General features: G+C 60.0%; 17 protein-coding genes, 1 tRNA gene and 1 pseudogene. 5 read left to right on the top strand and 14 right to left on the bottom strand.

Features of this window, described 5'->3' with window-relative positions; all coding sequences use genetic code 11:
* Positions 1-61: 61 nt before the first annotated feature.
* Positions 62-2140, bottom strand: coding sequence for a hypothetical protein (locus ACOZ4H_RS09645; RefSeq protein ID WP_424330357.1), 2079 nt, complete (start codon positions 2138-2140; stop codon positions 62-64).
* A gap of 209 nt (positions 2141-2349) precedes the next feature.
* On the opposite strand from ACOZ4H_RS09645, the gene ACOZ4H_RS09640 reads away from it, so the two are divergent.
* A complete protein-coding gene (locus ACOZ4H_RS09640; protein ID WP_424329072.1) occupies positions 2350-3363 on the top strand; it encodes a DUF1616 domain-containing protein in 1014 nt (337 codons plus the stop codon).
* 117 nt (positions 3364-3480) lie between these two features.
* Positions 3481-4014, top strand: a complete 534-nt coding sequence (locus ACOZ4H_RS09635) for a metal-dependent hydrolase (RefSeq protein ID WP_424329070.1) — start codon at positions 3481-3483, stop codon at positions 4012-4014.
* A 466-nt stretch (positions 4015-4480) separates the two neighbouring features.
* Here ACOZ4H_RS09635 and ACOZ4H_RS09630 read toward each other — a convergent pair whose 3' ends face one another.
* The 3 genes from ACOZ4H_RS09630 to ACOZ4H_RS09620 all read right to left on the bottom strand — a co-directional run bounded on the left by ACOZ4H_RS09630 (position 4481) and on the right by ACOZ4H_RS09620 (position 8472).
* Entirely contained in the window at positions 4481-6184 is a 1704-nt protein-coding gene (locus ACOZ4H_RS09630; RefSeq protein ID WP_424329069.1) for a PGF-CTERM sorting domain-containing protein, read from the bottom strand.
* Positions 6185-6504: 320 nt separating this feature from the next.
* Positions 6505-7779 (bottom strand): PGF-CTERM sorting domain-containing protein, encoded by a 1275-nt coding sequence (locus tag ACOZ4H_RS09625; protein ID WP_424329068.1) that lies wholly within the window; start codon positions 7777-7779, stop codon positions 6505-6507.
* Positions 7780-8388: 609 nt separating this feature from the next.
* Positions 8389-8472 (bottom strand) — tRNA-Leu (locus ACOZ4H_RS09620).
* Between the two features lie 204 nt (positions 8473-8676).
* Between ACOZ4H_RS09620 and ACOZ4H_RS09615 the strand changes: the two genes are divergently transcribed.
* A complete protein-coding gene (locus tag ACOZ4H_RS09615) occupies positions 8677-9159 on the top strand; it encodes a DUF309 domain-containing protein (protein WP_424329067.1) in 483 nt (160 codons plus the stop codon).
* Positions 9160-9204: 45 nt separating this feature from the next.
* A complete protein-coding gene (locus ACOZ4H_RS09610; protein ID WP_424329066.1) occupies positions 9205-9993 on the top strand; it encodes a succinylglutamate desuccinylase in 789 nt (262 codons plus the stop codon).
* A 35-nt stretch (positions 9994-10028) separates the two neighbouring features.
* Here ACOZ4H_RS09610 and ACOZ4H_RS09605 read toward each other — a convergent pair whose 3' ends face one another.
* From ACOZ4H_RS09605 to ACOZ4H_RS09560, 10 genes and pseudogenes are all read right to left on the bottom strand, one after another.
* Positions 10029-10166, bottom strand: coding sequence for a hypothetical protein (locus ACOZ4H_RS09605; RefSeq protein WP_424329065.1), 138 nt, complete (start codon positions 10164-10166; stop codon positions 10029-10031).
* 141 nt (positions 10167-10307) lie between these two features.
* The gene (locus ACOZ4H_RS09600; RefSeq protein WP_424329064.1) at positions 10308-11624 is read right to left on the bottom strand and encodes an ABC transporter ATP-binding protein; all 1317 of its coding nucleotides are present in this window, start codon (positions 11622-11624) and stop codon (positions 10308-10310) included.
* Positions 11617-12672, bottom strand: coding sequence for an ABC transporter ATP-binding protein (locus ACOZ4H_RS09595; protein WP_424329063.1), 1056 nt, complete (start codon positions 12670-12672; stop codon positions 11617-11619). The genes ACOZ4H_RS09600 and ACOZ4H_RS09595 overlap by 8 nt, the downstream gene beginning before the upstream one ends.
* A complete protein-coding gene (locus tag ACOZ4H_RS09590) occupies positions 12669-13844 on the bottom strand; it encodes an ABC transporter permease (RefSeq protein ID WP_424329062.1) in 1176 nt (391 codons plus the stop codon). The genes ACOZ4H_RS09595 and ACOZ4H_RS09590 overlap by 4 nt, the downstream gene beginning before the upstream one ends.
* Complete coding sequence (locus ACOZ4H_RS09585; RefSeq protein ID WP_424329061.1) at positions 13844-14812, bottom strand: ABC transporter permease; 969 nt, start codon at positions 14810-14812, stop codon at positions 13844-13846. Before ACOZ4H_RS09585 ends, ACOZ4H_RS09590 begins: the two co-directional genes overlap by 1 nt.
* Positions 14809-16701, bottom strand: a complete 1893-nt coding sequence (locus tag ACOZ4H_RS09580) for an ABC transporter substrate-binding protein (RefSeq protein WP_424329059.1) — start codon at positions 16699-16701, stop codon at positions 14809-14811. The genes ACOZ4H_RS09585 and ACOZ4H_RS09580 overlap by 4 nt, the downstream gene beginning before the upstream one ends.
* A 228-nt stretch (positions 16702-16929) precedes the next feature.
* Positions 16930-17042: pseudogene (locus tag ACOZ4H_RS09575) on the bottom strand (IS6 family transposase); the annotation flags it as partial.
* A gap of 182 nt (positions 17043-17224) precedes the next feature.
* Positions 17225-17746, bottom strand: a complete 522-nt coding sequence (locus ACOZ4H_RS09570; RefSeq protein ID WP_424329058.1) for a hypothetical protein — start codon at positions 17744-17746, stop codon at positions 17225-17227.
* Positions 17739-18350 (bottom strand): DUF7344 domain-containing protein, encoded by a 612-nt coding sequence (locus ACOZ4H_RS09565; protein WP_424329057.1) that lies wholly within the window; start codon positions 18348-18350, stop codon positions 17739-17741. The genes ACOZ4H_RS09570 and ACOZ4H_RS09565 overlap by 8 nt, the downstream gene beginning before the upstream one ends.
* 182 nt (positions 18351-18532) lie before the next feature.
* Positions 18533-18694: a hypothetical protein gene (locus ACOZ4H_RS09560; RefSeq protein WP_167467371.1), complete on the bottom strand. Its 162-nt coding sequence runs from the start codon at positions 18692-18694 to the stop codon at positions 18533-18535.
* A gap of 471 nt (positions 18695-19165) precedes the next feature.
* Between ACOZ4H_RS09560 and ACOZ4H_RS09555 the strand changes: the two genes are divergently transcribed.
* The gene (locus ACOZ4H_RS09555; protein WP_148709131.1) at positions 19166-19909 is read left to right on the top strand and encodes a hypothetical protein; all 744 of its coding nucleotides are present in this window, start codon (positions 19166-19168) and stop codon (positions 19907-19909) included.
* Positions 19910-19913 lie beyond the last annotated feature (4 nt).

Genomic DNA, 19913 nt, shown 5'->3' with positions numbered 1-19913 from the left:
CGACAGCATCACAGAAAATAATCGGAGGCAACAGCAGGGACTCAACCCGGCGGTTGGACGGTCACGGGGACCCGTTCGACCTGATTTTACGGGCGCGTTCGACGGCTGCTTTCGCGCGTGACGGCTCGACCGATGTCGGTGCGAAGGCCGCCGTCTCGAAGGCTTCGACGACCGTTTCGATGTCCGCCATCCGTTCGTCGGAGAGGCCGTGCTCACGGCTTCGCTGAAGCAGTTCCCAGTGCGTCGTCCCCTCGTCAATCCCGTTTTCCACCGCTAACTCGTCGTGGACAGCGAGGTACGCCACCATCGTTGCGGCGTCGTAGTTCCCGCTGTCGAGATACGTTTCGACGCGTTCCTCGAACGTCGGACCCGTTGCGTCCGATGGCGTCGCCGACGGATCGGGTTCGGTCACTGATACGTCAGCCGTCTCGGCTGGTACAGTCGTGTCCGTGTCCTGAGATTGATTGAACCGCGACACGATAAACCAAGATGCGCCGACGACTGCGAGCGCCATTCCACCGCCGAGGACGGGCAGCAAACTGTATCCGATGATCCCGTTCCCGAAGCCGGCGGCCGGGTTCTCGTCGGAGCCGAACAGTATCGCCACTAGGGTATCGATAAGCAGATCGTTGTCCGAATCGGAGCCGACCGGTGGGTTGCCACCACCCGACCCTGCGGCCAACGTTGCCGTTGCGGTCGCGTTACCGAGGTTCGAACTCGGTTCGTCGTACGTGGCGGTAACAGTAACTGACTCGTTCGTCGGCGAGTCCGCGAGAACGGTCCGGAACGAGCCGTTCTGGTTCGTTTCGACGACCTCGGTCTCGCTATCACCGACCCGAATCCGGACCGGACGATCCGACACGGGGTTTCCAGCAGCGGTCTGTAGCTGGCCACGGGTGAGGACCCCCTCGTCTGTGCGCGATGCGTTCACTGAGATATCTGTCCGTGTCTCGACCACGACAACAGGGTCTACGGACTGTACACCAGCGATAGCACGGTTCTCGTACGGAATCCGGGCGACAAACTGACGGTCACCGTCGTTTACCGACGCCGGAACCTGGACTGTTGCTGTGACGGTTCCGTTCGGTCCTGTCGTCGTCCGTGCAACGACAGTGTCACCCATGACGAACTCGACCGGGACCTCGTCTACACCTATCGAATCGACTGTCACGGACGCCGAGACGTTCAGTCGGTCGCCGTATCTCACCGTATCCGGCGCGATTTCGCTAGTCACGTCCGGCGTCACCTGCTGCACGTCAATCGTGAATGTGGCGTTGTCGAACAGGTACACTGAGTCCGCCCTCGGGACGTACTCGACCTGCACGGACTGTGACCCGAGTCTGGCCGAGCGCGGACGGTACTGCGTTTCGAACACGCCGTTCGAGTCAGTCTGAACAGTTCGCGTCCGGTTCCCGATCCTGATCTCGATCGCTTCGTCGGCGATGACCGAGCCGTTCTCCGTCTCTATCTGGCCGGAGACTGTTCCGGGATCACCGAACGAGGCAGTCGAATCTATCGCCTGAACCGTGAGCGTCGTGCCGACGAGCGTTTCCTCGCGGATCTCGGCTTGCGTCGCCGTGATGTTTTCCGTCGTCTCGTTGATCTCGGTCTGTCCCGAAGAGAGATCGACCGACGTGATGTTGCCAATCCGTTCGAAGTTCCGGTTCAGTCGCCGGTTCCTGTCGCTGATATTCGACGCTGTCCGCTCCATCGCACGCGCGGTGACGCGAGCCTCGCGTTCGTTCCCGCTCTCGCGTGCTGCCTGATACGCCGCATACTGCTGGCGGTACCGCTGGACTTCGTTTGTGAGATTCCGCTGGTTCTCGCGCGCGGCCTCGAACTCTCTCGCAGCGGTGTCGTCCGTATCCGACGACGTGTCACCGGCGACCTCGACGTACTGCTCTAAGCGCTTGTCGTAGTCGTCGCCGAGGACGCTCCGCGCTTGCTCGTACTGTTCGTTTGACAACGCAATGCTGCTGTTTTCCAGCCGTCCCCCCATCGTCCGAGCCAACCAGGCGGCCGTTTCATCGCCGTACTCGCCGTCCGACACTGAATCCGGGTTTTCCTGTTGCGTCTCGTTGTCGTCCGTCGGCGTCTCCACCTGGCGGTTCAGAGTCGGACCTCCGTCGTCGGCTTGTATCGCTGTCACCCCACCAGCACCCACTGTAAGTCCTAGCACTGCCAGAGTGATGACCACAACCCACGACTGGCTCCGGAACACACCGAATTATTCCACTGGGTTGATAAAATGCGTTCGGTTGGCTCATCGGAAACAGTTGCAGTGATGTACTGAGACAGAAAGCGACGCAATCAGCTATTTTTTTACCGTGCCGACATGACTCACTGCCAATGGCTGATACTCCGGCGTGGAAACTGCTCCTGCCGCGCCAACTCCGCCACCTCCCGGCCGACCTGGCAGGCGTTCTCGGCGTCGTGCTTCTGACGAACCTGGCCGTCCTGCTACCGGTCGTCTCCGACACGCCGGTCCGTATCGTCGCCGGACTCGTATTCGTCCTTTTCATTCCCGGCTATGCGTTCATTGCCGCGCTGTTTCCTGAGGCCGGGAGCGGCCCTACCACCGACGATGAGACTGTCTCGAATCCCGATGCCGACGGTATCGACGGTATCGAGCGGACCGCACTCTCGTTCGGACTCAGCATCGCCCTCGTTCCACTGGTCGGCCTGGTGTTGAACTTCACACCGTGGGGCATCCGCCTACTCCCGATTCTCGTGTCCCTCAGCGGACTGACGGTCGTGTTGACCGCTGTCGCTGCCGTTCGCCGCTGGGCGTTGCCCGCCGACAAGCGGTTTCGCGTCCCGTACCGTGCGTGGCTCAGAGCCGGTCGCGAAGAGTTGTTTTCGCCGGCTTCGCGGACGGACGCCGCCCTGAACGTGCTGTTAGTTCTGAGCATCCTGCTTGCAGCCGGCAGCGTCGGGTACGCCATTACGGTTCCGAAGGACGGCGAACGGTTCAGTGAGTTCTACCTGCTGACAGAGAACGAGGATGGCGAACTCGTCGCCGACAACTATCCGACAGAGTTTCAGCAGGGCGAAGGCCGGTCATTGATCGTCGGTATTGGAAATCAGGAACACGAGCGAACGGAGTACACCGTTGTCGCCGAGTTGCAACGCGTCGAACGCGTCGGGAACGAGACGCGGGTCCGGGACCGGTCGGAACTGCGGCGTTTCCAGCCGACGCTGGGACACAACGAGACCTGGCACCGCCAGCACGAGGTGACGCCCGAGATGACTGGGGAGGGGCTGCGGCTCCAGTACCTGCTGTATCGCGGCGCACCGCCTGAGAGCATCAACCAGTCGGCCGCGTATCGGGAAGTCCACCTCTGGGTGAACGTAACGAACTGACTCGCTCGCCCGCACAGGTGGACCTCTCACCTCGAAAATGGGGGTCGTGCTGTTGCAGATCTCGTGAAGATCGTGCTCGGCGAACAGTTTTTCTCTCCGCGGATCGTTGGATTCACAGTGTACCCCGAAGGCCACTTCCTCCTCGCAGCCGTCCCGCTGACGGCGTATACGGTGGCTCGACGGCGTCGCCTTCCGTCCGGGCCGATGGTACTCCTGCTGCTTGTAGCGACGCAACTCCCGGACGTTATCGACAAGCCGCTCGCGTGGACGTTCGCTATCCTTCCGAGCGGGCGGATGCTGGCGCATTCGCTGGTCGTCTCGCTGCCCATCCTGTCCGTCCTCGTACTGCTGGCCGCCCGCCGAGGCTACGGGCGGTACGCAGTGGTGTTTTCCGCCGGCTATCTCTCACACATCGCCGGCGATTTCTATCCGATTGTGCGGCTCGGAACGGACTACTACTTCTTCCCGAACCTGTTCTGGCCACTGTTGGCAGCAAACCCCGATAGAACGCCGTCGTTTGCGGCCCACGCGCCCGATAGCCTGCTCTCGCTTGTCGTCCCGCTCGTCGTCTTCGGGCTGGCAGTTAGTTACAGTGTCGTGACGGTATACCGGAGACACGAGCAGGTCCTGGCCGTAATTCCACAGCGGTGAATCGCCGATCACAAAACCGTTGATGGCCGAAGCGACGAAACCGGTCGGAGAAGGAATAAGCTCACCAGCCAAACATCGAAGCTACTGGCCGGAAGTTGGATATCCACGGACTGAAACTGACAGTGATTGTCTCAGGCCGGGGTCGCGGATTCAATCGGCGCTTCGCCGCAGTTGACACAGATGTATTCCTCGTCAACTGTGACCACGACCGGAGAGTTGCATTCGATGCACTTGATTTTCGCCGCACGAGATGGCTTTGCGTAGTCCCCCATTGTGTATACCTTGCATGTCGATATTATTTGCAAAATAATATAAAATTACCCCTTTCAGCAACATTTTATTTGCAATCGGTACGGTGACGGGATATCCAAGCACCGGTCGGGATGGGTAGAGTCCGGATAGCTACGTAGAGGAAGGATGTCACGTCAAAGCCGTAGACGACACCCCAAGGAACGGTGGGGACGCCTCAGTCTCGTCGTGCTAGGAATCCGGCACCTAGCAGCGCTAGTACCGTGACGAGCACGGTGAAACCGGGGCCGCTCGTACTCGTGGTCTCGACCGAGCCCTGCGTTCCGGTTGCGCCCTCGTCGTCGGGTTGCTGTGCACCACCACCCGCGGTCGTGGCTGCTTCCGTCGGCTCGTCTCCGTCTTCGGTTTCGACCGCTTCAGTGCCGTCGTCCGCGTCAGTTTCGTCTTCGGTGTCGGTCGCGGTTTCGTCCTCGGTGTCTACTTCTTCAGTGTCCTCGTCAGTTGCGTCGTCGTCGCTGTCATTATCCGAGTTGTCGTTGTCGCTACCGTCACTGCCATCCCCATTATCGCTATCACTGCTCCCATCATCGCTTCCGCCATTATCGCTGTCGTTGCTGTCACTGCCATCATCGCTTCCGCCGTTATCGCTGTCGTCGCTATCACTGCCATCGTCGGTCCCTTCGCTATCGTCGTCTGAATCGGTCTCGTCCGACTGTGACAGCGTGACCGTTCCGGTGTCGGAGTTGATCTCGTTGGAATCCTCGCCAACGGCGATGTGAACGTACGTGTACGTCCCGTTTGGCCAGGAGTCGAGCGTTTCGACGGCGACAGTGGTATCGGGGCTATCAGACACCGTCGTCGCCGAGGCGTGCATCACGTCATCACCGGTCGACTCCGGCGACGCTTCGGAGAGAACGAACCCGAACAGGCCGATCAGTCCCGCTGACGGCATCGCCCCTGCCGTCGTCGAGTCCTCCCCGGTGAGAGTGGCGTCACCATCGGTTGTTGACACACCGTTGACGCCGTCGAAGGAGTTCTCGACCGTGACCTGGTCTTCCGAGAAGTCCTCGTCAATGTCGCCGGTCACCCGGACGGTGCTCGTCCGCTGTTGCAGTTCGTCCTCGTCGAACACCAGCACCGCGTGCGTGACAGAGTCATCTTCCAGTTCGGTCTCGATGTCAAGCGAAACGTTGTCGCCAGCAGCGATATCGTCAGACGTCGCGTCAACCGTCGATGCGCTTTCCTGAACCAACGTCTGTTCGACGCCGACGACGGTCACGTTCCCATCAGTCGAGACGTTGTTGTTGTCCGAAACGGACAGACCCTGTCCGTCATCGACGGTAACCAGAATGAAGCCGTAGGCACCACCCGAGTCAGGCGTGTACGAGGTTTCGAGCGCCCCGTTGTCATTTATCGAACCGACCCCATCCGCGTCGTCTAGCAGTTCGACCGAATTGGCGCTGGAATCGTTCGTGAAGATACTGGCCAGATCGGTTCTGACGCTCCCTTCGCTGAACCCGGCCGCAGATGGATCCTCAGAGAGCCTGACAGCGAGCAGTTGCGCCTCGTCGCCGGCAACTGCCGAGGTGCCGGCCCCCGTGGTCGATTCGAACGTCAGATCAACTGATTCGCCCGCTTCATGAATCGTGTACTGCTCCCTGTTGAGGGGAACGTCACCGGTCTGTGCGGACTCGATGTTGATGTACGTCTGTGGGGCCGCTATCGTCGTCGGGCCCGCGGAGGACGTCCGAAGCGGGAGTAGTGACCGCTCCCAGACGTCCACGTTCTCCGTCACCGCCGTGGTTTGCCCCTCATCGACTGGCGTTGCCGCCGCCGACGTTACCGACAGCGGGGCAGCTAACACCAGCAACACTGTAACCGCAAAAATTACAGTGTGTTTTCCTTTTGTTGTTTTACACATTACTGAATTTTTTCGGAGGGGTGCGGTATAATTCTTATGTAGTGACATTCGACGCTACGCAGTATTCCATCAAACCTCAAAAACACGTGGACTCTGTCAGAGGATTTTACGCGTACACCTCGAGAGCCAGTCAGCTATTCACATCGCATCTGTGAGAACTATCTATGGTCGTAAACGGGCGGCAGCGGATAACCAGTAGCGCGGACAGTTTATATCAACCTGCTCGTGTATCTGGCTGCGGCACCGGTCAAAAGCCGCAAACCTTGGTGCCGCAATACGTGGCCGATCAATCGAATCTGTGAACCGGCGTTCCAGATTAGTTATTCTTCTTCGTCGTCATCGCCGTCCCCAGCATCGTTCGGTCCGCCAGCGTTGTCCGGGGGACCGCCGCCGTTTCCTGGGCCCCCACCGTTGTCAGGACCACCAGCCTGGCTCAGTGTCACCGTTCCGGTGTCCGAGTTGATGGTCCCGGACTCGTTGCCGACTGCGACGTGGACGTACTGATACGCACCGTTTGGCCAGGAATCCAGCGTCTGGACCGTCACGTTCGCGTCGGAGTCGTCGCTGACGACCGTTACAGAGGCATGGATAACGTCGCCGTCAGCGTTCGATTCAGCCTCGGAAACCACCATACCGAACAGTCCCTGCAACCCGATTGCGGGTATCGACTGGTTCGCGGAGAGGGCGGCACCCGCGAATCCGGTGTTCTCGCCGACTGTTGCAACACCACTGACGTCGTCAAACGAATTCTCGGCGGAAATCTGGTCCAGACTGAAGCTCTCGTTCAGTTCGCCCGACACCGTCACTGTGCTCGACTGCCGTTGGAGCTCACCCTGTCTCACCAGCAACACCGCGTGCGTGGCGTTTTCGTCTTCGATCTCCGTATCGACATCTAGCGTGACGTTGTCTCCGGGATTGGCCGGGTTCTGAGTCGGCTCGACGGCCGAGGCGTTATCCTGCACGATAGCCTGCTCGACACCGACGACAGTCACGTCCCCGTTGACGGAGACATTGCCGTCGGAAACCGACAGCCCCTCGTCACCATCGTCGACTGTCACCAGGACGAAGGCGTATGTACCACCCGACTCGGGAGTGTAGGACGCGCTCAGCTCGCCCTCTTCACTTATCGCTCCAACGCCCTCTGAGTCATCGAGAAGCTCAGACGACGTAATGTTCGAATTGTTTACGAAGATATCCTCGAGAGAGCCCGAGACGTCGCTGGTGTTAGCCCCTTCAGTAGTCGGTGCCTGATCTAGCTTGACAGCCAGCAGTTGTGCCTCGTCGCCGGCAAGTGTCCTCGTCCCGGCACCGATCCTGGGTTCGAAGGACATGTTTATCGACTCGTTGCGCTCGTGGATCGTCACTGTGCGCTTGTTGAGCGGTAGGTCGCCGGTCGCAGCCGACTCGACATTGATGAACGTCCGCGGTGCCGTGATCGTGGTCGGCCCTTCCGACGTTGTTCGGAGCGTAAGCGGGGACCGTTCCCACACGTCGACGTTTTCGGTCACCGAGAACGACTGGCTCTCAGCAACGGGGGTTGCCCCAACAGTGGACGTCACCGACAACGGGCCTGCGAGTACCAACGCAACTGCCATCATAGAGATGACAGCGGATTTTAGTATTGGAGTTTTTACCATTACTGAAACATTACAGAAGCCTGTGATATATTTCTTGTGCAGTGACAATACTTTGTGGCGCCCCGAGTGGCTCCTAACCCCGCTATTACATACAAACGGAGGTAGAAATGACTAATATCTTGTAATTAGATATATAAAATATGTATCCGTAGATAAGGTGGTAATTAACCGATAGTAAAATAACCTGTATAATAAGTCAATAGCCGTAGACAGTGTCTAGAGCGGTAATTACTGAAGTAAATCTGGTATAATCCGTAGGTGAGATGGTGGCCCTCTTTCCGGATACACGTCTCTGGCACAGTGGATCGGAAAATTGCGAGGGAAGACCGCTCCGTGCGAGTCTTCCGGCACCGATCAGCTACCGTCTTTTCAGCGAGGTTCCATCGGGGTCGATGGAACGTTCGCGACCGTGACGATAGCCGCCCGCTGTTTGCGAGGGACCGCGTCGGTCCAACAGTGCGAAGGAAGGGATTTGAACTACGCGAAGGCGGGCAACCGTCCCGCCTCCTCTCATCCAAACTCTTCCGTGTGCATCCTTCGGCGCCGCGTCGTGCGGCCCCTATACGATGCGAGGGAAGGGATTTGAACCCTTGGACCCCTACGGGAGCGGATCTTGAGTCCGCCGCCGTTTCCTGGCTTGGCTACCCTCGCACGCGTATGCATTCGGAACACATGATGGTACGATATAAATGTCGTACGGAAGCGACTCGGAACAACGGGGCACTGTAGTAACAATTGAAACGATTTACATGCTGATCGCACCGCTGACGTGCGATCAGGCGTGCATCGAGTTTCAATGGCTTCTATAGCCGACAGAACCGGTGGTTTGACCCCCCGTGAGCCAGTAGCGTAGGCATGGACGACCACACGCGCGACCCGACCGTCGAACCCCCCGACGGGAACCCCTCAGGGTGGCGAGCCGACGGACAGTGGGAGCACGAGACGCTCAGGCGGGCTGTCGTACACGGCGTCCGTCTGTACAACTCCGGGGAGTTCCACGAATCACACGACTGTTTCGAAGACGAATGGTACAACTACGGCCGCGGAAACACGGAGAGCAAGTTCCTCCACGGGATGGTGCAGGTCGCTGCCGGCGCGTACAAGCACTTCGACTTCGAGGACGACGACGGAATGCGGTCGCTGTTTCGCACATCGCTGCAGTACTTCCGTGGGGTCCCCAACGACTACTACGGCGTCGACCTGCTAGATGTGCGAACGACGGTAACGAACGCGCTGTCGGACCCGTCGGCACTCCACGGCTGGCAGATCCGGCTTGACGGCGAGTACCCGACGTGTCGTCCGGAGGATATCGAGTTCGCGGAGTCCCTCGAACATTGAATGAATCCGGATAATTCTAAAGGCTGGAGGCGCTATCACGGACAGATGCGAATCGAGCAACTGGGAGACGGGGTTCCAGAGGTGGCCGTCGTGGGGAGCATCCACGGCGACGAACCGTGCGGTCGGGACGGCATCGAAGCCGTCCTTGCCGACCCGCCGGAGATCGAGCGACCGGTCAAGTTCATCATCGCGAACGAAGCCGCCCTCGAGGCGAACCAGCGATACCTCGACACGGACCTCAACCGCTCGTTCCCCGGCGACGCTGACAGCGAGTCCCGTGAGACACGGTTAGCCGCGGCTATTACGTCTGAACTCCGTGACTGCACCGTGCTTTCGTTGCACTCCACCCAGTCCTACGACGGGATGTTCGCCCTCGTCGACGAGCTCACGCCAGAGATGGAGACCCTCTGCAGTTCGCTCTCCGTGGACGCCGTCGTGCAGACGAAAGGCGCAAACGAGGGGCGAATGATCGCGACAGTGGACTCCGTGCTCGAAGTCGAATGCGGCTATCAGGGCTCGCCGGAAGCCGCCGAGAACGCGGAGCAGGTCATCCGCGAGTTCCTCGCCGCCACCGGCGTCACCGCCGAATCACCGCCACAGCGAGATACGTCACTGCCAGTGTTCCAACTCGGCGAGCCGATCCCGAAGGCGACAGCAGAACAGTACGAGGTTTTCGTCCGGAATTTCGAGCCGGTGCCCAAGGGTGACCCTGTGGCAGCGGCCGACGACGAAACCGTCGTCGCGGAGGAACCCTTCCACCCGGTCTTGCTCTCAGCCTACGGCTACGAGGACGTGTTCGGCTTTACCGCGGACCGTATCGGCGTACTCGAATGAGACGGCGTTCGGTCCGGCCCTGAGGGACTCTCAGGTCAGTCACCGCTCTCGGCGACGGTTTCGTAGGAAGTGTATTCGGTCTTGTCCGGGTCGACCGCCGCCGCGACTGCGTCGCGGAAATCGGACGGGGTTGCTGAGTCGGCTAACTCGCAGTGGTGGATGCGTACTATCACCTTGCCCGCTCGTTTCGACTCTCCGTCACGACTGCTGAATAAGCTACCTACGGTCGAAGCGGTACGGTAGCCCGTCCGCCAGCATCGGGCGTTCTAACGGGGGTATCGTGCGACGGATGACAGCGTTCTGGTCCGGACAGGTCAGTCCTCCGGTGTGGCCGAATCCTCCCTGGACTGGCACTGGCCATCGGCGTCGGCTAGATGACAGGCAGCGCGGTGACCGTCCGCGATAGATACTGTTCGCGGTTTTTCCCGAGCACACACTGTCGGGAACGTTTCGACGAGTAGTTCGTGTGCGCGGTCGACCTCGCCGTCGAGAACGAGGTCGAGTGCCTCTTTCACAACCCTGTCAGCCCGGCTATCGCCAAGCGTCTCTGGCATGTCGAATTCATCGCGGATCGCCTGTCGAGTCTGGCGGTCTGTGACCTCCTCAACTGCGAGGCCGGTCTCGGCAGCGACGAACTCCCGGACTGTCTCGTGGTCGATTCCCTCTTCGTCGAGTCGCTGTCTGAAATCGAGTATTGCCCGCCAGGTGGACTGCTCGAAATCGTATGTGTCGGGCGGGATGACCTTCGGACACCGAGTGTGGAACCGACAGCCACTCGGTGGGTCCGCCGCCGACGGCACGTCACCGGAGAGCGTAATCCGGTCGCCACGCGCTCGTGGGTCGAGTGTCGGTATCGACGAGACGAGCACTTCCGTGTAGGGGTGTGACGGTGCGTCGAACAACCGCTCGGTCGGCGCACTCTCGACGATCTCGCCGAGGTACATCACCGCGATCCGGTCACAGATTTCCCGGATCACGCTCATGTCGTGACTGATGACGATGACGCTGAGGTCGAACGCCGACTGCAGGTCCCGGAGCAGCGAGAGGATGTCGGACTGGACCGAGACGTCAAGTGCACTCGTCGGTTCGTCGGCGATCAGCAGGTCCGGGTTCAACACGAGCGCCCTGGCCAGGGCGATTCGCTGTTTCTGCCCCCCGGAGAACTCGTGGGGGTATCTGTCGATATCATCCGCGGAGAGGCCCACCCGTTCCAGCAGGTCCGACACCACTTCGCGCCGTCGCTCTCGGTCCGTCACGCCGTGGATGACGAGCGGTTCAGCGACCGAATCCCCAATGGACATCCGCGGATCGAAACTGGCGCTCGGGTCCTGGAAGATCATCTGTGCGTTCCGCCGGAAGGCCTTGAGTTCATTGTCGTCGAACGCCGTTACCTCCTGCCCGTCGAACCGAATCGATCCGGCGGTCGGTTCGACTAACCGCAACAGCGCCCTGGCGGCGGTCGATTTCCCACAGCCGGATTCGCCGACGATACCGACTGTCTCCCCGCGCTCGACCGTCAGGTCGATTCCGTCGACGGCTTTGACTCGGCCGACCTCTCTGTCGAGAATGCCCTCTGTAATCGGGAAGTGTTTGCAAAGGCCCTCGACTTCCAGCAGCGGGGGCTCACTCATCGGTGCGCTCACCCGCGTGCCCGTTCTGTAACACGTCCGGATCGCCGTTCGGGCCGTAGTGGATACAGGACGCCGCCTGTCCGACGCCGAGGTCGTGCAGGGGCGGCTGGTCACCGGTGAAACAGGCGTCCCGGGCGTACGCACAGCGGTCGGCGAACCGACAGCCTGGCGAAATGTCGTGAAGGTCTGGGAGCGTTCCCGGAATCGTGTCCAGATCGGTTCCGCGTCCGGGGAGACAGTCGAAGAGGGCTTTCGTGTACGGGTGGGCCGGCGACTCGAACACGTCGTAGACGCTCCCGCGTTCCATGACAGCCCCTGCGTACAGCACGACGACCCGGTCGGCCACCTCGGCGACGACCCCCAGGTCGTGCGTGATGAGCAGAATCGACATCCCGAACTCCGACTGGAGCCGCTGGAGGAGGTCCAGCAGCTGAGCCTGGATGGTCACGTCCAGCGCCGTCGTCGGTTCGTCGGCGATCAGGAGGTCGGGATTCGCCGCGAGCGCCATCGCGACGGCGACCCGCTGTTTCATCCCGCCGGACAGTTCGTGTGGGTAGGCGTCGTAATGGCTCGACGCGTCGGGAATATCGACCTGGTCGAGCAGCGTCACCGCGCGCTCTTTGGCCTCGGCTTTCCCGATATCCTCGTGTAGCTGGATCGCTTCGCGCACCTGCCACCCGACCGTGTAACAGTGGTTGAGGGCGTCCTGCGGGTTCTGGAACACGTGTGCGATGCGGTTCCCCCGGACCGCCCGCAACTGCCGCTTCGAGAGCGACACCAGGTCGCGCCCGTCGAACGTGACCGACCCGTCAACGATTCGGCCGGGCGGCATCGGAATCAGCCGGGTTAGCGTTTCTGCCGTCACCGTCTTGCCACTCCCGCTCTCGCCGACGATACACACCGTCTCGCCCCGGTCAACGTCGAAGGAGACGCCGTCGACGGCCCGGAGCCGCCCGGTGTCGGTCTCGAACTCGACGGTGAGATCCCGGACAGACAGGAGCGGGGCACTACCTGAGGTTCTCGTCGCAACCTGGCGCTGGTCGCTCATGTGTTACCCTCCGAGCGCGGGTCGAGGGCGTCCCGCAGCGCATCGCCCACGAAATTGAACGCTAGAATGGTAAGAAAGAGGAAGACGCCGGGGACCGTCGAAACCCACCACGCCGATCCGAGGTCGGACCGCCCGGCTGCGATGGTCTGCCCCCAGGACGGAATCGTCGGGTCACCGAGCGAGAGAAACGCCAGGCCGGCCTCGAACAGGATAAGGCCCGGAATCAGCAGCGTCAGGTTGGTGATGACCGTCCCGGAGACGTTCGGGAGGATGTGTCGTCGGATGACGTGTGTCGCGTCCGCGCCGGCACAGCGAGCCACCTCGACGTACTCGTCTTCGGACCGCTGGAGCGCTGCGCTCCGGACCAATCGCGCGGTGCCGCCCCAGCTGAGCAGCCCGAACACGAGAATGAACATGAGCAGGCTCCCGCCGAAGAGGTAGATGAGGAGGATGTACAGCAGGAACGAGGGGAACACTTGCTGAATGTCGACGTATCGCATCAGCACCTCGTCGACCAGACCGCCGAGATAGGCGGCCACGGTCCCGACGGTCGCGCCGATGCTGATGATGAGAAACGACGTGATCAGGCCGATTCGGATGGAAACCCGCATCCCCAGAACGACCAGTGCGAGGAGGTCCTTGCCCTCACCGGTCGTCCCGAGGGGGAACGCCCAGCTCCCGTAGCACTGCCCGTTCGCCACCCGACCGGCGCACTGTAACGGGACCGAGTTGTCGACGGCCACGCCGACCGGTGGCTGATAGCCCTGTATCAGTTCGACCGACGGTTTGCCGACGAGCAGCGGTCCGAACAGTCCGAGGGTAAAGAGGATCACCAGATAGCCGAGGCTGACGACGGCGGCGCGGTTCTTCCGGAACTCGCGCCAGTAATGGGCAGCCATCCGCCGATTCGTCCAGAGCGGGGCGATAATGTAGAAGCAAAACAACAACAGCGACAGCGTGAACAGCCAGTCAAGCTGCGTGATGTCCCAGCCGTCGCGCAGCACAGGGTTCGGTTCGAAGAGGGGTGACTGACGGAGATAGTCGTAGACGAACAGGGTCGCGAGCACGAGGAGCGACGCGAGGAAGCCGGTCGTCTGCCGGGTGAGCCCGACGCCCCGGTCGGCGTCCCAGTCGATGTCCTCGAACTGACGGCGGGGCGTATCCGAACTCATTAGCGATCACCGTAGTCGATTCGGGGGTCGAGGACGGTGTACGCGATGTCCTGAAGGAGATTCCCGACGATAGCGATGAACACGCCGATGAGCGTCGTTGCGAGCACGAGCGGCGTGTCCTGGTTCTGGATCGCACGGAAGCTCAACTGACCCAAGCCGGGGATGCCAAACACCACCTCGACGAGATACGAACTGGCGATGAACAGGCCGAGCAGGTCGGCGACGAGAATCGTCGACAGCGGGACAGCGGCCGGCCGGAGCACGTGTCTGAGCAGTATCCGTCGCTCCGAGGCTCCTTTGGCCTTCGCCGTCTTCGTGAACGTCGCCTGGACGTACTCCAGCGCCTCCGCTCGGGAGTAGCGCGCGAGACTGGCAATCGAGCCAGTGGTCAGGACGAACACCGGCAAGACGAGCTGTTTGATATTGGCCAGGCTGAACACGGGGACGTCGGGGTCGAACACGATGGGGACGAGGTCGAGGTGGACGCCGAAGATGACGAGCAGGATGATTCCGAACCAGAAGTTCGGGATCGCGTAGCCGAAGAAGGCGACGAACGTCGCCGCGTAGTCGAACTTCGAGTACTGGTGGGTCGCCGAATACAGTCCGACTGACAGTCCGAACACGACGGTCAGCACCGTCCAGGGCACCGAGTACATGACCGTGTACGGCAGTGCGTCCATGATGGCCGCGGTCACCGGCTGGCCGCGAGAGGTGCTGTACCCCCAGTTGAACGTCGCCATATTCGTCATGTAGTCGACGTACTGTCGCCACAGCGGCCGGTCCAGCCCCCGCCGCTGTTCGTACGCCTCCCGCGCAGCCTCCGCGTCACCGCCGGAGACGGCCGCCTGGAACTGGATCGAGGCGAGCGCCTGTTCCTGGGTTACGAGCAGCAGTGCCCAGGTGATCGAGAGGATGATAAACGTCGCGACGACCGCCCAGAGCAACCGGCGGACGACGTACCACCTCATCTATCGAAGTAGTACCGCTGGTAGTCCCACCCACTGGCGAAGGTATCGCTCGGCCCGACGAGGGGGTCCTGTGCGCCGACGATATCTGACTCCATCAACAGGAACCCGAAGGGCTGCTCCCGGGCGATCTGCTGGAACACTTGGCCGAACAGCTCCCGGCGCTCGGACTCGTCGACGGTTCGGGACGCTTCCGCGTACAGCTCCGGGATGTTCGATTCAGGCACGTAGCCCGCGTAGTTGGCGTTCCCTCGCTCCCGGAAGAACGTCGCGCTCGAACTCGGCGTTCTCGGGTACGTATTGAACCCCAGCACGACCGACATATCCCACGGCTCCTGACTGACGGAGACGTCTCGCGGCCCGCCGTTGAACGTGCCGGAGCTCCAGGGGACGTCTTCGCCTTCCGGCGGCGAGTTCGACGCGTACTGTTGCTGAAACGTGTTTCCGGGGATCGTCTCGATCTGGATACTGATCCCCAGATTGGACTCGATCTGCTGGCCGACCAGTTCCGCCAGGGTCTGGTTCGTGTTGCTGGCCGAACTGGCGTACAGCGAAAGCGTCACGGGGTCGCCGTCCGGATTGAGTAGCGTCTCCCCGTCGTACTCGTACTGTGTCCCCTCGATGCCCCGCTCCATCCGCGTTCTGGCCGGTCCCGAGCCCTGGAGGTCACCGGTCCCGAACGTGTAATCCTGAATTCCCTCCTCGACGTACCACTTGGAGAAGCGCGGTTGCATCGTGTACGCCGGTTCCGCGAAGCCCCGATAGAGGTTCTCCGCGAGCGTCGTCTTGTCGACAGCACAGACGAACGCCTGGCGTACCGGAATCTCCCGGAACAGTTCCCATCCGTTCGCACGCATATTGTATTTCAGCGCCTGGACGAACGGCTGTGGCTGCACGTAGACGTCGATGTCTCCGTTGTCTTGGAACTCCTGTGCGTTTCGCGGCGGGATGCCGGCAATCGTCACCTCCCCGTTCCTGAGGGCGTTGAGCCGCGAGGACTCTTCGGGAATCACCTGGACCGTGTACGATTCGAAATACGGGACGTCCTCCCACTCCTCGCCCAGGTCCTCGACCTCGCGGAGATAGTAGTCGTCGTTTCGCACGGTGACGTACTGGGACTCGCGTTCCCACTCCTCGTACGTGTACGGGCCCAGATTGCCGGTGTACTGGAGCGTGTTGATCTCCTCGTCCTGCCGGAGTCCCTCTGCATCCCTGTCCGGGACGTACTGTTCCAGAATGCCCTTCGGGAGACACGACTGCCCCCACATGATCGGCTTGAGCGGAAACGTCGGGTCGACTTCCGGGAGCCTGATCTCAAAGGTGAGAGTGTCTACCTGCTCGACTGGTATCGGCTCGCCCTGTCGGAACCAGTCTCCGGCGTTCGTGTACCCCGCCCAGTTGCCCTCGCCCTGGAAGACGTTCGTGATCATGTACACCCAGTCTTCGGCGGTCATCTGCCCGTAGCCACCGCCCCACTGGAGGTTGTCCCTGAGCGTGATCCGGTAGGTCTGTCCGTCCTCCGTCGACGGCTCGGCCCACAGCGGGAAGACGTTCTGGTCGTTATCGATCGCCCAGGCGCTGTCCAGCGTGAGATCGACGTACGCTCCGGAGGTCGTGTCGTTGGTGTACAGCCAGTTCAGCGAGTTCGCGTCCGACCCGGCGACCGACGTATACTCACCCGAGACGGTCCGCGAGCGCGCAGTCTCCGTTGCGTCCGCCGCGGCTGTGCCGCCGCTGTCACTGTCGTCGTCACGGTCAGTCTGTTCCGCGTTCCCGCCGAGAAACCCATCACACCCCGCGAGTGCTGTGGCCCCGCCGACGCCGAGCACGTGCAACAAGTCTCGCCTGTTCGGTCGGTAAAGCCCACCCTGGTACTGGTCCTCGGGTGACATTAACTATCATGATGTGTTCAGTATGAATAAGTATCACTGCTATTTTCGTGGACGACGTATTTTCATCAATATCTTAGAAGATATAACACATTCATTTCAAAAATCGAATCTTATTGCCGCTTCTGTATCCGTCTCCCCTCCCGGACTGGTCCAAGTGGTCCCGCCTGCGCCAACTAGAGTTGCTGGTGTGATACCCCGTGGTGGGATTCCGCCGCGTTCTCTTGCTAACGCCGCAGGGTCAGTCCCGCGGGGCTGAACACATCAGCTTCGAGCAGCGGCTTTGATTCAGTGTCGGTAGCGGCGTACAACCACTTACTGTCAAACTCGATTTGATTCTCGTCGCCCCGGGCTTCAATAGGACGGCTGACGGTCCAGAGCATAACGAGGGCGCGGTCGTTCCTGGCAAGGAAGTCGTCCAGCTCGTCGCAGGTCTGGGCGGTGTAGACGGTCATACCCCGCGACGTTTCGGAGGCAAGTAAGGGTCTCGTGATGAAACGCAATCGTCTCACTCGTCGGCAGTATCTCAGTTCGTATCGTCCGTTGCTTGATCCGTACTATCCTCAGTCGCTTCCTCGCAATCAACCTCGTACTCTACCGTCCGGTTCGCCGTCGTCTTTGCCGAGACGCCGTCGCCGTCTGCCGCTACGTCGAAGTCGATGATCGCAGTCGAAGACGTACTACTGGAGGAGTCACACTCCAGTGTGACCGTCCCGTCGACGTTTTCACCTATACCTACGTTTTCCTGGATGATTGGATCGCTACTGGAATCTGACGTCAGCCCACCGGTGGTATCGACGGTGAAATCTATTCTGAAATCCACGACTTCAGCAAAATGATTGGCGACGGTGACGAACTCGACTTCCTTTGTCCCGTCAGTGGGATCGACCGTTTCATTAGAATAATCCAGCGACATGTACGCGCTCTCGTCGCCGACCACATCGACGGTCACGGCTCTGTCCGCACCCATCGAACTGAATCCCCCACTGCCCATCCCCAGGCCAGCGCTGGCCACCAGCACGCACAGGGCTACGAACACTTTACGCATTCTCCACCTCCGGTGGTGCCTCGCCTGCGCCCACACGCATGCGGCGCGTGAGGAGATAGTGTGATGCCGACGAGACCAGCAACGCCGCGAGGAGGAACACCGTCCAGCCCATGTCCGGAATCACGGCAAACGGCGCCACGCCGAGCCAGGAAAGCGTTACCAGAATCGTCCCGATAGCGCTGAAGCCGATGTAGTAGAAACTCCACGGGATGTCGTAGCGGTCGACGACCTCCAGATACACGTCGAGCTCTTGGGCGGCATCGGTGATGGCCACCTCACCGTCCCGTTGGTCGAACTCGACAGCACCCGTCTCGTCCATCTTCGGCAGGTGGAACTGCTGTAGCGACGTGTAGACGGTCTTGCGCTCGCTCGCCGAGATGTCTTGAATCCGCGTGCCGTTCTCCCAGGCGGCGACCTGTTCGGCGAGGTCGGAGAGCGTCGCCGGCCCATCGGTGTCGTGGAGATAGTGGAGAATGTATCGCCGGCGTCGGTTGCTCAACATCTCGAACATCTCGTCCCGCGAGAGCGTCTGTGGCTCGTCGTCTTGGAGCGTCTGTTCGTCGATCTGTGGGGATTCTGCCGCCCCGGCTTCTGCCTTACTCATGATGTCCACCCCCTGGCGACCGCAGCAGCAATAGTCAGTGATCGGTTCGTAACATGAACAATCAGGTTATAATGTGATAAGCGTTTTGCATGTAAAAGTTGGTAAGTCTGTAATAAGAATAGAACAGCCTATGTTTCGAGAGAACTCCGATTCTTGGCTCTGGCCCGATATTAGCTGACCCGTTACCGCGGTTCTGATGGCTCGTCTTCGCCCACGATACACTTCTGGTACGCTTCACGGAGATGGTATTTCGCCTGGTCGTCATCAGTGGCTTCAAGCGCCGTTTGCAGCAGTGTCTCCACCGCAGTTGGCGAAGAGTCGTCGATGTGTGGTGGCTCTTGCATCGGATATAGAAGTAGTATCAGAGTTGTCTCCACTTCGTATCCTGGTTGTTGAAGAGATGCAATAGCTGATTGAATCTGTATCAATCAGTGTAATATCTGATTCAGAAGCCTCCTAATACCGAAAACCACTCTGTAGCCCGACGCACTCAGACTCTCAGGTTCGAAAATTACGCTCCACAACGGTGGCAAGGAAGATGGTCAAGTCCGTGCTCTACGCTTTTCCCGGGTATATTTCAAGTAATCAAACAGTGCGATACGCCAGTGAGCAGTGCTACGGCGACTGTTTGAAGTTTCAAGGCGCTACTGGTTCGCGGCGACTGATCGGTTAAACAGTGTATACTGGGCTTCAAAGGGCCTATTCGGGGGTGTCAAAGAGAATACTACAATGCCCCTAGGGGTGATGGACTCAAGTAGCACGTTCGACCCACCTGCGGTGCAATGGGGGGTGGGAAGGCGTGCGTTGAGACAACTATGAACCGACGAAAGTTCCTCATCGGCGCAGGATCGCTCGCGGCCGGCTCGGCCGCTGCAATGGGTACTGGTGCGTTTAGCTCAACTGCTGCAGGACGATCGGTTTCCGTTTCTGTGGCAGGAGATCAGAATGCTTACTTAAGTATAGTTCCTGGCGACAGTCCTCACGCGTACACTGAGGGAGGAGAACTGGTGTTGGACTTCGATGGTAGCGAAGTTTCTGGCGAAGGTCTGAATACGAACGCATTCATTAAGTTTAATGATTTATTCGAAATTCAAAATAACAGCGGAAACAAAATCGCATTGTGGCTAGACGATGGTGCTAAGAATGCCCCCGATGTGAACAACGGATATGATGCTGACTTCATACAGCAACTCAGCGGTACGAAGCTGAATCAAGACTGGCGGTTCTTCTGGTCATTCGCTCGTGAGGATCAACCCGCAGCATACGATCCCAATGGAAGTGATGACTTAGGTAATGAGTTCGAATATGGGCTTGATGATAACGGAGTTCTTGCACCCACAAACGTTTCGGCTGGTCCACAGGGCATTTTTAATCGAGCAGGAAAGCATCCAGCAGTTCTTGAATCCGGTGATAATCTGAGTATTAACTTCCAAATCAACACGAAAGCCAGTGCTGACGGAAATCCTCAGGCACCAGATCCAAGTGAGATTACTGATGTCGGTGGCGAGATTGTGCTAAACGGATACTCGAAAGAATTCGCGCAGGATCTCCAGAGCTAAACGG

This window comes from Haloarcula amylolytica, from assembly GCF_049705545.1.
GTDB lineage: Archaea > Halobacteriota > Halobacteria > Halobacteriales > Haloarculaceae > Haloarcula > Haloarcula amylolytica_B.
This window is presented reverse-complemented; position numbering and strand designations above follow the sequence as displayed.